Origin of the sequence: Rhodococcus sp. T9N (assembly GCF_024436645.1) — a bacterium.
Classification (GTDB): Bacteria; Actinomycetota; Actinomycetes; order Mycobacteriales; family Mycobacteriaceae; genus Rhodococcus_F; species Rhodococcus_F qingshengii.
The window spans coordinates 11686-25521 of record NZ_JAMSKS010000005.1 but is presented as its reverse complement, the minus strand read 5'-3'; the positions used below and the strand labels follow the sequence as shown (position 1 = coordinate 25521).

13 protein-coding genes are annotated in these 13836 nt (G+C 63.0%); 10 read left to right on the top strand and 3 right to left on the bottom strand.

All coding sequences use genetic code 11. The annotated features are described in order from the left end of the window. Positions 1-2: 2 nt before the first annotated feature. Complete coding sequence (locus M1L53_RS10520; protein WP_007732623.1) at positions 3-1103, bottom strand: adenylate/guanylate cyclase domain-containing protein; 1101 nt, start codon at positions 1101-1103, stop codon at positions 3-5. A 206-nt stretch (positions 1104-1309) separates the two neighbouring features. On the opposite strand from M1L53_RS10520, the gene M1L53_RS10515 reads away from it, so the two are divergent. Together M1L53_RS10515 and M1L53_RS10510 are read left to right on the top strand one after the other, a co-directional pair. Beyond that, entirely contained in the window at positions 1310-2029 is a 720-nt protein-coding gene (locus M1L53_RS10515; RefSeq protein WP_003940205.1) for a DUF6319 family protein, read from the top strand. 74 nt (positions 2030-2103) lie between these two features. Beyond that, positions 2104-2760, top strand: coding sequence for a S1 family peptidase (locus tag M1L53_RS10510; protein WP_007732621.1), 657 nt, complete (start codon positions 2104-2106; stop codon positions 2758-2760). 13 nt (positions 2761-2773) lie between these two features. Here M1L53_RS10510 and ilvD read toward each other — a convergent pair whose 3' ends face one another. After that, on the bottom strand, positions 2774-4468 hold the full coding sequence (gene ilvD / locus M1L53_RS10505) for a dihydroxy-acid dehydratase (RefSeq protein ID WP_003940201.1): 1695 nt from the start codon (positions 4466-4468) through the stop codon (positions 2774-2776). 142 nt (positions 4469-4610) lie between these two features. Here ilvD and M1L53_RS10500 point away from each other — a divergent pair, with 142 nt between their 5' ends. The 3 genes from M1L53_RS10500 to M1L53_RS10490 all read left to right on the top strand — a co-directional run bounded on the left by M1L53_RS10500 (position 4611) and on the right by M1L53_RS10490 (position 8015). Further along, positions 4611-4952, top strand: coding sequence for a hypothetical protein (locus tag M1L53_RS10500; RefSeq protein ID WP_003940142.1), 342 nt, complete (start codon positions 4611-4613; stop codon positions 4950-4952). A gap of 103 nt (positions 4953-5055) precedes the next feature. Continuing rightward, on the top strand, positions 5056-6744 hold the full coding sequence (locus tag M1L53_RS10495; RefSeq protein ID WP_003939836.1) for an alkaline phosphatase: 1689 nt from the start codon (positions 5056-5058) through the stop codon (positions 6742-6744). Further along, complete coding sequence (locus M1L53_RS10490; protein WP_054187442.1) at positions 6741-8015, top strand: alkaline phosphatase family protein; 1275 nt, start codon at positions 6741-6743, stop codon at positions 8013-8015. The genes M1L53_RS10495 and M1L53_RS10490 overlap by 4 nt, the downstream gene beginning before the upstream one ends. Here M1L53_RS10490 and M1L53_RS10485 read toward each other — a convergent pair. Further along, the gene (locus M1L53_RS10485) at positions 8012-8569 is read right to left on the bottom strand and encodes a TIGR03086 family metal-binding protein (protein WP_007732609.1); all 558 of its coding nucleotides are present in this window, start codon (positions 8567-8569) and stop codon (positions 8012-8014) included. The two genes, M1L53_RS10490 and M1L53_RS10485, sit on opposite strands and share 4 nt — an antisense overlap. Before the next feature lie 101 nt (positions 8570-8670). Between M1L53_RS10485 and M1L53_RS10480 the strand changes: the two genes are divergently transcribed. The 5 genes from M1L53_RS10480 to M1L53_RS10460 all read left to right on the top strand — a co-directional run bounded on the left by M1L53_RS10480 (position 8671) and on the right by M1L53_RS10460 (position 13804). After that, positions 8671-9666: an aldo/keto reductase gene (locus tag M1L53_RS10480; protein WP_054187478.1), complete on the top strand. Its 996-nt coding sequence runs from the start codon at positions 8671-8673 to the stop codon at positions 9664-9666. 45 nt (positions 9667-9711) lie between these two features. Beyond that, entirely contained in the window at positions 9712-10983 is a 1272-nt protein-coding gene (locus M1L53_RS10475) for a nitrate/nitrite transporter (protein WP_007732605.1), read from the top strand. Positions 10984-11053: 70 nt separating this feature from the next. Continuing rightward, the gene (locus M1L53_RS10470; RefSeq protein ID WP_007732604.1) at positions 11054-11482 is read left to right on the top strand and encodes a DUF6325 family protein; all 429 of its coding nucleotides are present in this window, start codon (positions 11054-11056) and stop codon (positions 11480-11482) included. 24 nt (positions 11483-11506) lie between these two features. After that, positions 11507-11833 carry an SHOCT domain-containing protein gene (locus M1L53_RS10465; RefSeq protein WP_003939954.1) on the top strand — a complete coding sequence of 109 codons (327 nt, stop codon included), beginning with the start codon at positions 11507-11509 and terminating at the stop codon, positions 11831-11833. A 63-nt stretch (positions 11834-11896) separates the two neighbouring features. Further along, positions 11897-13804, top strand: coding sequence for an alkyl/aryl-sulfatase (locus tag M1L53_RS10460; protein ID WP_054187441.1), 1908 nt, complete (start codon positions 11897-11899; stop codon positions 13802-13804). The last annotated feature ends 32 nt before the right edge of the window (positions 13805-13836 follow it).

Genomic DNA, 13836 nt, shown 5'->3' with positions numbered 1-13836 from the left:
GCTCACGGCTCCAGATTGCGGCGTAGCACGTACTGCTCGAGCCTGTCGATGCCGCGCACTCGTCGCGGACGAAGGTGTCGCAGTTTGAAATTGGCGTCCGAGCCGAGCTGGGTGGCCAGCTCGGAGTCGATCAGCACAGTGCCGGGACGAGCAGAGCTGGTGAGACGCGCGGCCTTGTTGACCACCGAACCGTAGAGATCTCCGAAGCGAACCAACGTCGGCCCCATGGCCAGACCCACCCGAAGCTGCGGATCGTCGTGATCGGCGAGGACCGCCTGCTGGATCTGCAAAGCGATCTCGGCGGCGTGGTGGGGACTTTCAGCGGCAAACATGACCTCGTCACCGACGGTCTTGACCACCCAGCCGTAGTTGCGACCGATGATTTCGGTGGACGCGGACTCGAACCGCTCGAGCAGATCGTTGAGTTCGGCGGAGTCGAGGCCGCGGGTCAGCGAGGTGTACCCGACGATGTCGGCGAAACCCACGACCAGAACACGACTCGCTACTTCTTCGCCCGGGTTTCCGACGTTGCGTCCCGTCGAGGACGCGACGTGGCGCTTCCAGACGTACGTCTGCAGAGATTCGACAGCGGGAATGATCTCGGCGCCGAGGCGCAGAACGATCTTCCGGATCGCTTCGGGCTCGTGATCTGCCGAGTCGGCGAGCTGGTCGATGATGTGTGTGCTGATCAGCGAGACCTGCCACTCAGCCAACCTCGACATCGACTGCCCCAGTGAACGGGCGGCAGCCACCTCACTGCTCTGCGAGATGACTCCTCGATTGACCATGTCGATGATCGTCTTGAGGGCGTTGGCGTCTTGCTGGGTGAACATGACGGCGTCGGGATCCTCGTCGACGGCAAAGCCCATCGCGACCCACAAACGATCGGCACGCTCGCGTGTCACACCGGCGAATTCCGCGATCTGCGATTGCGTGAAGCAGCGCGGTCCGCCGAGGAGGGACTCCTCGATGTCGGCTTGAATCCGGCTGAGCAGATGAGCATCGACGTCGACCGGATCAGCGGTGTGAGGTTCGGCAACGTGAGATTCAGCAGGGGCGGGTTCGGTGACCTCGTCGATCCACTCTGACTCCGAACTGCTCACCGTGCTCCTTATTGCCGCAACGAATTTCTGTCCACCATCTTCCACGCGGTGCCCCGAGAACAGTACTGAATTGGCCGAACCGTCTACGGATCCTCGGGCTCAGGCGGGCGGTGAGAGTCAACACGTCGGTGGCTTGTGCAAGAGTTGCCCCGAGAAAAGCACTGTCGATACCGAAATGCACGAGATACTTCTGAAAGGACCTGCGCATGCCACCCCGTAGACGTTCCGGCGCTGCCGCATCAACGCCGGATCACCTCACTGCGGACAATCTGGCAGCGCTCGCCACGGCTGTCGCCGAAGGCAAGCGCGCCACCGTCTATCTGCGCGAGGCGACTCCCAGCCTGGGGATCGAAGCCGGTACCTCGGCGAAAGTCGTGTCGGTGGACGGCAACACCGTGATGATCCGCCCCAAAGGCGTCAACGACGAATTGCCTTTCGAGGCAGAGGAATTGCGCATCAACCGCGTCTCCGCGGCACCGGCCAAACCGGCGCCACGGCCCAAACCAGTTGTGGAGTCCGAGCCCCTGATGGAGCCACTCGTAGAGCCTGTTCGACCGAAGCCGCGTGCGCAGCCTGCACCCGCTCCGGTACCGACTACCACTGCTGCCCCTGCCGCGACACCTCGTCCGGCCGTCAAGCGTGCGAAGAAACTGCCGGCCGGTATCAGCGTCACCATCCATGCCGGCGCGGACAACGACTGGAGCGTGACGGTCACACAGGGCGCCAAGCGTCCGGGCAAAGCAGTTCCGGTCGCACCCGATGCGGTCGAGCGAGCTGTCCGCGAGTTGGGTGAGCCCACCGCAATCGAGGCTGTCGAGTCCATCATCGTCGCTGCACGGGACATGGCTGCAGCGCGAGTCGACGAGTTGAGTCGTCAGCTCGAGGAGGCACGCAAGATGCTCGAGGCGCTCGGAGCTACCGACTAGAAACGCTGCGTAGGTCCGCACTTTCCGGGGTATGCGTTTTTTGCAGCGGGGAGATTACCGGCGGAGAGATTGTGATGTTGCAGCGAATTGTTTCGGCTCTGGCAGCGTTGGTCTTGGCACTCGGACTCGGGTTCATCGTCAGCAGCAACGCTGTTGCTGCACCCACGCCCATGGGTGGTGGTTCGGGCATCATCATCGACAATCAACTGGTCTGTACGTTGACCACTATCGGTCACGACAACGGCGGCAGACTCGTGGGTATCACCGCAGGTCACTGCGGTGGTCCTGGATCGTTCGTGATCCCGGAAAGCAACGAGGACGCAGGCGTGGTCGGCACGTTCGTCGAGTCGAACCCGGACCTGGACTACGGGGTCATCCAGTTCGATCCGGGCAAGGTCACACCAGTTCGAACGGTGGGCGCGGCAACCATCACCTCGATCGGCGCTCCGGCCAGCTTCCCGGCTACAGCCTGCAAGGAAGGCCGTACGACGGGCACGACCTGCGGCGTCGTCTGGGGAGACCTGAGCGCCGACGCATCCACCTGGACTCAGATCTGCGTCGACCACGGTGATTCGGGAGCCCCGGTCACGGTCGGGACGACGCTGGTCGCGATGGTCAACGCCTACCTCTGGGTGCCGTGCCTGGGGCCGGAACTCGGCACCAACATGACCTCCATCGTGGACACGATCAATGCCCACGGAGGCGTCGGCGCCGGGTACCGGCCCATCTAGCGGCGAGCTGGGATCAGCCGCACACTGCTCCACCCGAGGCTGATCCCACGAGCTTGGAGTACTTGGCCAACACACCACGTGTGTAGCGAGGCGGCAACGGCTCCCAGCCCTTCTTGCGGGCTTCCAATTCGGAGTCGTCGACCAACAATTCGAGTTGTCCGGTACCCACGTCGAGTCGGATCTGATCGCCGTCGCGAACGAACGCGATGGGACCGCCGTCGACGGCCTCGGGCGCAACGTGTCCGACACACAGGCCGGTGGTGCCACCAGAGAATCGTCCGTCCGTCAGCAGCAGGACGTCCTTGCCGAGACCCGCGCCCTTGATCGCGCCCGTGATGGCCAGCATCTCGCGCATCCCGGGACCACCCTTCGGGCCCTCGTAGCGGATGACGACAACGTCACCGCCGGTGATGGTGCCGTCCTCGAGAGCATCCATCGCGGCGCGCTCGCGTTCGAAAACCCGTGCAGTGCCGACGAATACATCAGACTCGAATCCTGCCGACTTGACCACCGCGCCGCCGGGCGCGAGTGACCCCTTCAAGATCGTGATGCCTCCGGTCGGGTGAATGGGCTTGTTCATCGCCCGCAGGACCTTGCCGTCCGGATCGGGCGGGGTGATGTGCGCGAGATTCTCCGCCACGGTCTTACCGGTGACGGTCAGGCAATCTCCGTGCATGAGTCCCGCGTCGAGCAATGCCTTCATTATCACGGGGACGCCGCCGATACGGTCGACGTCCGTCATGACGTGCTTTCCGAAAGGCTTGACGTCGGCGAGGTGCGGGACCTTCGCGCCGACGCGAGCGAAGTCGTCGAGCGTCAGCGGGACGTACGCTTCGTGCGCGATCGCGAGGAGATGGAGCACCGCATTGGTGGATCCGCCGAATGCCATGACTACTGCAATGGCGTTCTCGAACGCTTCCTTGGTGAGGATGTCCCTCGCGGTGATACCTCGACGCAGGAGTTCGACAACGGCTTTGCCGCTCTCGCGGGCGAAGCCGTCGCGGCGACGATCCGGTGCGGGCGGTGAAGCGCTGCCGGGCAGCGACATTCCCATGGCCTCGGCGGCGCTGGCCATCGTGTTTGCCGTGTACATGCCGCCGCACGCGCCTTCGCCCGGGCAGATCGCCCGTTCGATGGTGTCGACGTCGGCGCGGCTCATCAGCCCACGCGAGCAGGCGCCAACCGCCTCGAACGCGTCGATGACGGTGACTTCCCGCTCACTGCCGTCGGAAAGTTTGGCGACGCCGGGGAGGGTGGAGCCGGCGTAGAGGAACACGCTGGCGAGGTCGAGGCGGGCCGCCGCCATCATCATGCCGGGCAACGACTTGTCGCAGCCGGCGAGAAGGACCGATCCGTCGAGACGCTCGGCCTGCATGACGGTCTCGACGCTGTCCGCGATCACTTCACGGGAGACGAGGGAGAAGTGCATGCCCTCGTGCCCCATCGAAATGCCGTCGGAGACGGAGATAGTGCCGAATTCGAGAGGGAACCCGCCGGCTTCCCGTACGCCCTCCTTGACGGCCTTGGCCAGGCGATCGAGGGACAGGTTGCATGGCGTGATTTCGTTCCAGGACGAGGCGACGCCGATCTGCGACTTGACCCAGTCGTCGTCGCCCATTCCTACTGCACGCAACATGCCGCGCGCTGCGGTCTTTTCGAGTCCGTCGGTGACGTCACGACTTCTGGGCTTGATGTCGGGTTCGGTCATTTTCCAAGCATAGGCGTCAGCGGGGTGTGTTTCCGGCAGACGAGCGACTCGACTTGCCGACAAACGCCGTCCGTCGTGAATAGACTCGTCGCATCGCAGTTGGGGCTGAGTGTGCAGGTGATTGACGTACAGGGGGATTCACGTGGAGTCGGAACTGACTTCGGCTTTCGGATTTGCAGTTCTGGCCGCCTTCTTGACCGGTAGTGGTGTCTTCCTGGTCGTTCTGACGGTTCTGCACGAGATTGCCCGGTGGAAGGGCCGCTTCGTATCGGTGTGGGTGACTTTCTTTGCCGCTCTGCTGATACTGCCCATCCTGTTCGGCGCGTTGATCGCAGGCTATTCCGCGTTCTCCGAGGTCGACGGGTCCGAGGCTCTGCTTCCGCCGGCGTTCTGGATCCTGATCGCGGCCGGGGGTGCACTCGGCGGTTACATCGGAGTCAAGGTCGGTGTGGTTCGAGGCTCGGCCCTCGATTACCGGTTGTAAGCGGGATCGACTCGATCAAACTTCCAGAGAAGCGCAGGCGAAGCCTGGGTGAACATCCCGAAGCTCTCTTGAACGCCCGTTCAGGTGCGGGTTCACTCCTAGCGTGCACACGAATGCCTTCGATCGAATATCCAGACGTGGCCTGCTGCAGGGATCGGCGGCCCTCGCCGGCGCAGTAGGTCTCGGTGTCGCTTCGGCGAGCCACGCCGGTGCCGAGGTTCCGGGTGGCAGCCCGGGCTTCGCGCACGGCGTGGCATCCGGTGACCCGTTGCCGGATGCGGTGATCATCTGGACCCGCATCACCCCGACGGCAGACGCGACGCCCGGTTCCGGCGTCGGGCCGGCGGTGACTCTCAACTGGCAGGTCGCGACCGATGAGGGGTTCGCGAGCGTCGTTGCGTCCGGAAGTGTTGCTGCTTCGGCGGATTCCGATCACACCGCGAAGGTCGACGTCACCGGACTCGATTCGTCGACGACGTACTGGTACCGATTCACTGCGGGTTCGGCTGTTTCTCCGGTGGGCCGCACCCGTACGGCTCCGTCGAACTCGGCAGATCTCGATCGTCTCCGCTTCGGCGTGGTGTCCTGCTCCAACTGGGAGGCGGGGTATTTCGGTGCCTATCGTCACCTCGCATTCCGCGAAGACCTCGACGCGATCATCCACCTCGGTGACTACATCTACGAGTACGGGCAGGGGGAGTACGGCGCGAGAAACGGATCCGTTCGCCTTCACGAGCCGGCCCACGAGATCATTTCGCTGGCCGACTACCGAATTCGGCACGCGCAGTACAAGACAGACCCGGATCTGGCAGCTCTGCACCTGAAGCTCCCGTTCATCACCACGTGGGACGATCACGAATCGGCCGACAACGCGTACCGGGACGGCGCCGAAAACCACACTCCCGGTGTCGAAGGTGACTGGGCAGATCGAAAGGCCAACTCGGCCAAGGCATATTTCGAGTGGATGCCCGTCCGCCCGTCGGGTAGTGGTTCGAGCGTTCAGCTGTATCGTCGGTTCCGCTTCGGGAATCTGGCCGAGATCTCGATGCTCGATCTGCGTACTTACCGCGACGAGCAACCGACCATGAAGCAGGTCGACGATCCGTCGCGCACCATTACCGGACGCGCACAGATGGATTGGTTGACCAACGGAATCGTCACCTCCCCGACGCAGTGGAAGGTCGTCGGCAATCCGGTCATGATCACGCCCTGCGTGTTCCCGCCGCTGGAACCGGCGACCACCGCGGCGTTGACCGAACTGGTGGGTGTGCCGCAGGCCGGTGTCCCGTACAACACGGATCAGTGGGACGGGTACACCGCCGACCGCACCAGGCTTTTCGACGCGATCACCTCGAACGGTGTGGACAACACCGTCTTCATCACCGGTGACATCCACACGTCGTGGGCCTGCGACCTACCGACCAACGCCGCCAACTATCCGGGTGGGCCGACCGTCGGCGCCGAGTTCGTCGTCCCGTCGGTGACGTCGCCCAATATCGACGACATGCTGAAAGTGCCACCGCGCACGGTAACCGTTGCGGCAGAAGAAGCATTCAAGGCCGTGAACCGACACGTGCGGTACGTCGAACTGGATTCGCACGGCTACGGCGTATTCGAAATCGCCCGCGAAGGTACTCAGATGGACTGGTACTACGTCGACGATCTCACCAATCCGCAGAGCAATGCGCACTACGCCGTGAGCTACCGTCTTCCGGCAGGCGCGGGCAGTAGAGTCTCACCCACCTCGGCCGCCCTCGATCAGGCCTCGTACCGACCAGGAGTCGACCAGTGAGTATCGAAGTTTCGCGTCGTAGCGTTCTGATCGGTGGAAGTGTTGTCGCCGGAACGGCATTGCTCGGAACGCCCGCTCGCGCGAGTGTTCCCACCAGCGCCGGAATCCCAGACCTGGACGTGCATGTCATAGTCGTCGACGGCATGCGGCCGGACGAGCTGCGATCGGAGCTCACCCCGACGCTGACCGGGCTTGCGGCCGGCGGTATCCACTACCCGGACGCCAGCGCCATCACGATCGCAGAGACGCTGCCGAACCACACGGCGATGATGACGGGAGTGCTGCCGGCGCGTTCGGGCGTACCCGCCAACTCCGTCTACGATCCGGCCATCGACAAGAAGCGTGACCTCGATCGGCCTTCCGACCTGCAGGCATCGACGGTTCTGGATCGGGTACGCACCGAACTCGGATTGACCACTGCGAGTGTGCTGTCGAAGCGCTACCTTCACGGGCTGTTCGGTGACCGCGCCTCACTGGTGTGGGATCCGCAGCCGCTCGTTCCCGGTACCGAGCATGCGCCGGACAACTTCACGATCGACGCCTTGATCCGTATCGTCGGCGGGAACTCGCCGCGGCTCTCGTTCACCAACCTCGGTGACGTCGATCGGGTCGGGCACCTGGATCTGTCCGGTCCGTCCGTCCGGATCGCTCGCACGGCTGCACTTCAGAACACCGACAACCAGGTTCGCCGCTTCGTCGACTTCCTTCATGACACGGGGCGCTGGAATCGGAGCATTCTGATCGTGTTGGCCGACCACTCGATGGACTGGTCGGAGCCCGCGCGGCTCATCGGCTTGGATCGACCGCTGAACGCGGACCCGTTGCTGGCAGGCAAGATTCGAATCGCCCAGAACGGTGGCGCAGACCTGATCTACTTCGTCGGACCCGATGGCGAACGGGCGGAAGCCGTCAGCCGGATTCAGCAGATCGTGGATGGTGTGGACGGCGTCGAATCCAGCCACCTCCCCGCCGAATTCGATCTCGGCACCAATGCCGGTGACGTCGTTGCGTTTTGCGCTCAGGGCTGGCGGTTCAGTGATCCGACTCCACTGTCCAACCCGATTCCCGGCAACCACGGCCATTTCGTGACACTGCCCATCCCGTTCTTCCTCAGCGGCGGGCATCCCGCTCTCGACGGTGGACGGAAGATCGACACGCAGGCTCGCACGATCGACGTCGCACCGACGGTTGCGGCTCTGCTCGGCCTCGGTGCACCTGCCGGCGGCTGGGACGGCGTCGCCCGCACGACGGGTGTGTCGCTGAACGTCTAACGAGGATCGCGACCGGTCAGGGCAATCAGCTTGTCCTGCAACGACGCATCGTCCGGGAGGTCGACGGGATCGGAGAAGAGTCCGCTCTCGGCGAGCATGTCGCGCTGCCCGTCGAGGTCGGACCAGACGGCCTCGACGAGGTCTGGATCGAGTCGCTCGTCTGCTCCGACCGCTCGCGCGAGGTCCCAGGTGTGGATCGTGACGTCCGAGGTCTGCTGGCGCAGATAGGGTTCCACCTTCACCGTGCCGTACGAGAGGTGAACGTGGGCACTGAGGTCCGTCGATTTCCACGCTTTGATTGCGGCATCGGAGTACTTCTGCCATTCGGTCCACAGGTCGTCCCCGACGGGAACGATGTCCGGTGTCGCCTCGCCGACCGTCAGTCCGGCCAGGAGCGGCGGTACCCACTGCTGCTCCTCGATGACGTGGCGGACGAGGTGTTCGACGTGCCAGTCGGAGTCGGGCGTGGGTGCGTTCCAGTCCTCGACCGCAGCGAGTCGTGAACCGAATTCGCGGTGGGCGGTGAGTACGAGTTCGAGCCAATCGAATGCCATCACTCGAGGGTAACCCGATCAGCGTGACGTTAATCGGTGCGTGAGGCTTCGATTCGGTGAAGACTGTCGGGGTTGTCGCTCAGTCGAATCGAGGAGTTTTCATGACCGTCCCCACCGTCACTCTGGCCGAAGGTCTCACTGTCAGCGCCCAGGGATACGGCGCGATGTCCGTCGCCCCGGTCTACGGCCCGGTGGATCCGGCCGAGGCGCTCGCCACGCTGCACCATGCGGTGGACATCGGGATCACATTCATCGACACCGCGAACGTGTACGGCGAGGGATCGAGTGAGCGGGCGGTGGGAGAGCTTCTCAAAGACCGCCGGGAGGAAGTGCAGTTGGCGACCAAGTTCGGTCTGGTCGGCAACATCGCCAACGGTCAGCGCGGGATCAACGGAGACCCGGCTTACGTGCCGCGGGCACTCGACGAGTCTCTGGGACGACTCGGCGTCGATCATGTCGACCTCTACTACTTGCACCGGGTCGACCCGAACGTGCCGATCGAAGACACCGTCGGCGCGATCGCGGAGCAGGTGAAGGCGGGCAAGGTCCGCAACATCGGACTGTCCGAGGCGACCGGTGACGAACTGCGTCGTGCGTACGGGGTACATCCGATCGCGGCGATCCAGTCGGAATGGAGCATCTGGAGCCGTGACGTCGAGAACAAGGTAGTACCCACCGCGGCGGAACTCGGAGTCGGGTTCGTGCCCTTTTCACCTGTGGGCCGAGGCTTCTTGGCGGGATCGTTCGATGCGGCGACGCTCAGTGACAACGACCTACGCCGACGCTTCCCCCGCTTCTCGGACTCCGCACTTCCCGCCAATCAGAAGGTTCTCGACGTGGTCCGCGCCGTCGGTGAGGAGCTCGGCGCGACGCCTGCACAGGTTTCCCTGGCATGGCTCGATGCCAAGGGCCGCCAGTACGGGTTGCCTTCCGTTTCGATTCCCGGCACTCGGTTCGCTGCACGAGTCACCGAAAACGCCGGAGCGTTGGACATCGTTTTGAGCGAAGACCAGATCGCTCGCCTCGACTCCCTCGCCGCGATCACCGAAGGCTTCCGTTCGGCCGATCTGAATTGGGTGTCTCAGGGCCGCGAATAATCATGTCCTGAGCCTTGCGAAAGACAGGAGTAACATACAGACCCGATGAAAAAAGTGTGGTTGGTCTGGGGTGTCGGTGTTTTTGCCTACGTGATCGCCGTGCTTCACCGCACTTCGTTCGGCGTCTCGGGTCTGTCTGCTGCTGATCGGTTCTCGATCTCGCCCAGCGTTCTGTCGAGCTTCGTCGTGCTGCAGATCGTCGTGTACGCCGGCATGCAGATTCCGGCGGGAGTCCTCCTCGACCGCTACGGTTCGCGGATCATGATCGCAGTCGGTGCGTTCATCATGATGTCCGCGCAGTTGGCTCTCGCCTTCACCGAATCGCTGCCCGTCGCGATCGGTGCACGTATTGCCGTCGGTGCCGGGGATGCACTCACCTTCATCTCGGTGTTGCGGTTGGTACCGCAGTGGTTCCCGCCCCGGCAGGTGCCGTTGGTCTCGCAGTTCACGGGCATCCTCGGTCAGCTGGGCCAGGTGATGTCTGCGCTTCCGTTCATGTTGCTGTTGTCCGGACCGGGCTGGACTTTTGCCTACGGCAGCGCTGCCGCTGTCGGACTGTTGGCGTTTGCGCTGGCGTTGAGTGTCATCCGCGATGCGCCTCCCGGTGCCGACGTGGTCGCCGTGCCGGCCGGCGCCAAGGAGATCGGGCGACAGATCAAGACGGTGTGGATGCGGCCCGGCACCCGACTCGGGTTCTTCAGCCACATGGGGACTCAGTTCTCGATCACGACGTTCGCGCTGCTGTGGGGTGTGCCGTACCTGAAATCGGCTCAAGGCCTCGACTCCACGACGGTCGGCTCGCTGCTGACGCTGTCAGTCATCTCGGCAATCGTGGCCGGCCCGATCCTCGGTATTCTCACCGGTCGCTATCCCATGCGTCGATCGTGGTTGGTTCTCACCATCATGGTGGCCAGCGCGCTCATGTGGACGATCGTGCTTTCACGAAGCGAACCGTCTCCGCTCTGGTTGTTGACGATCCTGGTGGTCGTCATCTCGGTGGGTGGGCCGGGTTCGGTGATCGGCTTCGACTACGCGCGCACATCCAATCCGAGTTCGGCGATGGGCACCGCCCAGGGCATGGTCAACATCGGGGGATTCCTCGCTTCCCTCATCGTGATTCAAGTGATGGGCGTCATCCTCGGGCACATGGGCGGGTACACGTTCGACGGATTCCGTGTCGCCTGGATGGTGCAATATCCGGTTTGGATTCTCGGTATCGTCGGTGTGCTCGTCACCCGAGGCAAAGCCCGGCGAGCCCTCGCAGCAGAAGGCGTACACGTACGGCCGATTCGCGAAGTCATTCGCCGCAACAAATAACTCGATCGCATCGGGTAATTCATCCCCTGCGGGTGAGGTTCCCAAGCGTCCGAGCCACCAGGCTTGATGGATGAACGACGCAATGAACATCGGACCGGTCGAGCTCGTGGTGCTGGCATTCCCAGGTTCAACTGTGGATCCTGAAGCTGTCGCCGCGCTGCAGAACGTGGTGGAACGAGGTTTTGTCACTCTGCTCGACCTCGTGTACATCGCCAAGGACGCGGACGGACAGGTGTCGCAGATCGATGTCGACGAAGATCTCACCGACATCGGACTGGCGATTCTGTCCATCGAAGCCAAGGCATTGATCAGTGACGAGGACCTGGACGTGGTCCGTGAGTCACTCGAACCAGGAACGTCCGCCGCAGTCATCGTCTACGAGCAGACGTGGGCGCGTGAGCTCGCGTCGACGGTTCGCGGTGGCGGCGGCGACGTAGTCCTTCACGTTCAGATACCGCGCGAGGTAGTCGTCGCAGCGGTCGAAGCAGCATTTCAGTAGCGACAATTACCCAAGGAGTTCGGCATGGTTTTTCGAGGTGGACGCAGAGGGCGGCCGGGGTTGCTCGGCACGGTGGCGCGCACGGCGGTAGTGGCTGGAACCGCAAAGGCGACGTCCAACGCCATGGATCGACGGAGTCAACGAAAGGCCAGCGAGCAGCAGCAGGAATATCAGCAGGAGTACCAGCAGCAACAGCCGCCGCCGCAGCAGCAGGTCGCCCCCGTGCAGTCCGTTCCCCCTTCAGGCGCGGACGATCTGGTCTCCAAGCTGCAGGAGTTGGGACAGCTTCATCAGTCCGGCGTGTTGACCGATGCCGAGTTCGCGGCGGCAAAGGCGCAGTTGCTGAGCTAGCCCTGCTGTTCTCTTCAATTGCGGCAATGCGCATTGCCGCAATTCGGCGTGAAAGGCTGACTTATGATCGACCCACGTGCGGCATCGGCCGCAATCGAAGCCGCGAACGCCCGAGTCGCCGAGACTCTACCGTTCTCCGACGACGCCGACTTCACCGAGGCGAAGCGGGGTTTCGTCGCCGCAATCGATCCGGGGCTGGTTTCCAATTCGGACGGAAAAGTCCTGTGGAACAACGATTCCTACGCGTTCCTTGACGAGGACTGCCCGCCAACGGTCAATCCGAGCTTGTGGCGTCAGTCGAAGTTGGTCGCCAAGCAGGGACTCTTTGCGGTGACGGATTCGATCTATCAGATTCGCGGACTTGATCTGTCGAACATGACGTTGATCGAGGGAGATACCGGAATCATCGTCATCGATCCACTGATCTCCCGGGAAACCGCTGCCGCTGGTCTCGCGTTGTATCGGGAGCATCGTGGTGATCGACCGGTTGTCGCGGTGATCTACACGCATTCGCACATCGACCACTTCGGCGGGGTCAAAGGAGTGACCACCGACGACGACGTCGCCGCCGGGCGATGCGTGATCGTCGCACCCACCGGGCTCGTGGAGCACGCGGTCGAGGAAAACGTCTATGCGGGAACGGCAATGGCTCGACGCGCGGCCTACATGTACGGGGCGGCCTTACCCCGAGGTCCCCGAGGTAGCGTCGGAGCCGGGTTGGGGCAGACCACCTCAACCGGCACACCGACGCTCATTTCGCCGACGGTGTCGATCTCGAAGACAGGTCACACGGAGACGATCGACGGCGTTCGGATCGAATTCCAGATGACGCCCGGAACCGAGGCCCCGTCCGAGATGAACTTCTACTTCCCGGATTTGCGCGCACTGTGTATGGCGGAGAACGCAACTCATACTCTCCACAACCTGCTCACGCTTCGCGGTGCCCTGGTACGGGATCCTCATGTCTGGTCTGCGTACCTGACGGAATCGATCAATCGTTACGCCTCACGATCCGACGTTCTGTTTGCGTCCCACCACTGGCCGACGTGGGGGACCGAACGGCTCACCGAGTTCCTGTCATTGCAGCGCGACCTCTACGGGTACCTTCACGATCAGACACTTCGTCGAATCAATCAGGGGTGGACCGGTCTCGAGATCGCCGAATCGATCGAGCTGCCACCTGCATTGGCGCAAGCGTGGCACACGCACGGGTACTACGGTTCCGTCAGTCACAACGTCAAAGCCATCTACCAGCGATACATGGGTTGGTTCGACGGTAACCCTGCGCATCTGTGGGAGCATCCACCCGTCGAATCGGCCAAGCGTCACGTGGAGTTCATGGGCGGATCAGCAGAAGTGTTACGGAAAGCTCGGGAATCGTACGAGCGCGGCGACTTTCGCTGGGTTGCGCAGGTGGTGAACTACGTGGTCTTCGCTGAACCGGACAACGTCGAGGCCAAGAATCTGCAGGCCGATACCTTCGAGCAACTCGGGTACGGCGCCGAGAACGGCACATGGCGGAACTTCTACCTCACCGGTGCATACGAACTGCGCAACGGCTCAGTGGGGACGCCCACGGTTGCCGCGGCGCCCGACATCACCGCAGCGCTGTCGGTAAGTCAAGTCTTCGATGCAGTATCGCTGCGCGTGGACGGAGTGCGCGCAGCGGGCTCGCACATCGTCGTCGATTGGAACATCACTGACGAAAACATCGTTCACCGAACGGAACTCAGCAACGGAGTTCTGATCCATTTCGACGTGGAAGGTGGGTCTGCAGATGCTGGGTCTGTGGATGCGATGTTCAGTTTGAGTCGGCGCGACTTACTCGGTGTGCTGCTCGGTGGTGTGGACTTGGGTGCCGAGATTGCGAATGGAACCATCTCGGTTTCCGGCGACCCGGCGAAGCTCGCAGAACTTGCCGGGTACCTCGACGAGCCGGATCCGAACTTTGCGATAGTCACTCCGACCTAGCGCTGTATCAGTCGTGAACGAGCCTGTACTTC

Excerpts from the sequence above, each read along its gene's own strand:
- M1L53_RS10475 (WP_007732605.1), top strand. The coding sequence starts at position 9,712 with ATGAAAAAAGTGTGGTTGGTCTGGGGTGTCGGTGTTTTTGCCTACGTG.
- M1L53_RS10485 (WP_007732609.1), bottom strand. The coding sequence starts at position 8,569 with ATGGCATTCGATTGGCTCGAACTCGTACTCACCGCCCACCGCGAATTC.
- M1L53_RS10515 (WP_003940205.1), top strand. The coding sequence starts at position 1,310 with ATGCCACCCCGTAGACGTTCCGGCGCTGCCGCATCAACGCCGGATCAC.
- M1L53_RS10510 (WP_007732621.1), top strand. The coding sequence starts at position 2,104 with ATGTTGCAGCGAATTGTTTCGGCTCTGGCAGCGTTGGTCTTGGCACTC.
- ilvD (WP_003940201.1), bottom strand. The coding sequence starts at position 4,468 with ATGACCGAACCCGACATCAAGCCCAGAAGTCGTGACGTCACCGACGGA.
- M1L53_RS10470 (WP_007732604.1), top strand. The coding sequence starts at position 11,054 with ATGAACGACGCAATGAACATCGGACCGGTCGAGCTCGTGGTGCTGGCA.
- M1L53_RS10460 (WP_054187441.1), top strand. The coding sequence starts at position 11,897 with ATGATCGACCCACGTGCGGCATCGGCCGCAATCGAAGCCGCGAACGCC.
- M1L53_RS10480 (WP_054187478.1), top strand. The coding sequence starts at position 8,671 with ATGACCGTCCCCACCGTCACTCTGGCCGAAGGTCTCACTGTCAGCGCC.
- M1L53_RS10465 (WP_003939954.1), top strand. The coding sequence starts at position 11,507 with ATGGTTTTTCGAGGTGGACGCAGAGGGCGGCCGGGGTTGCTCGGCACG.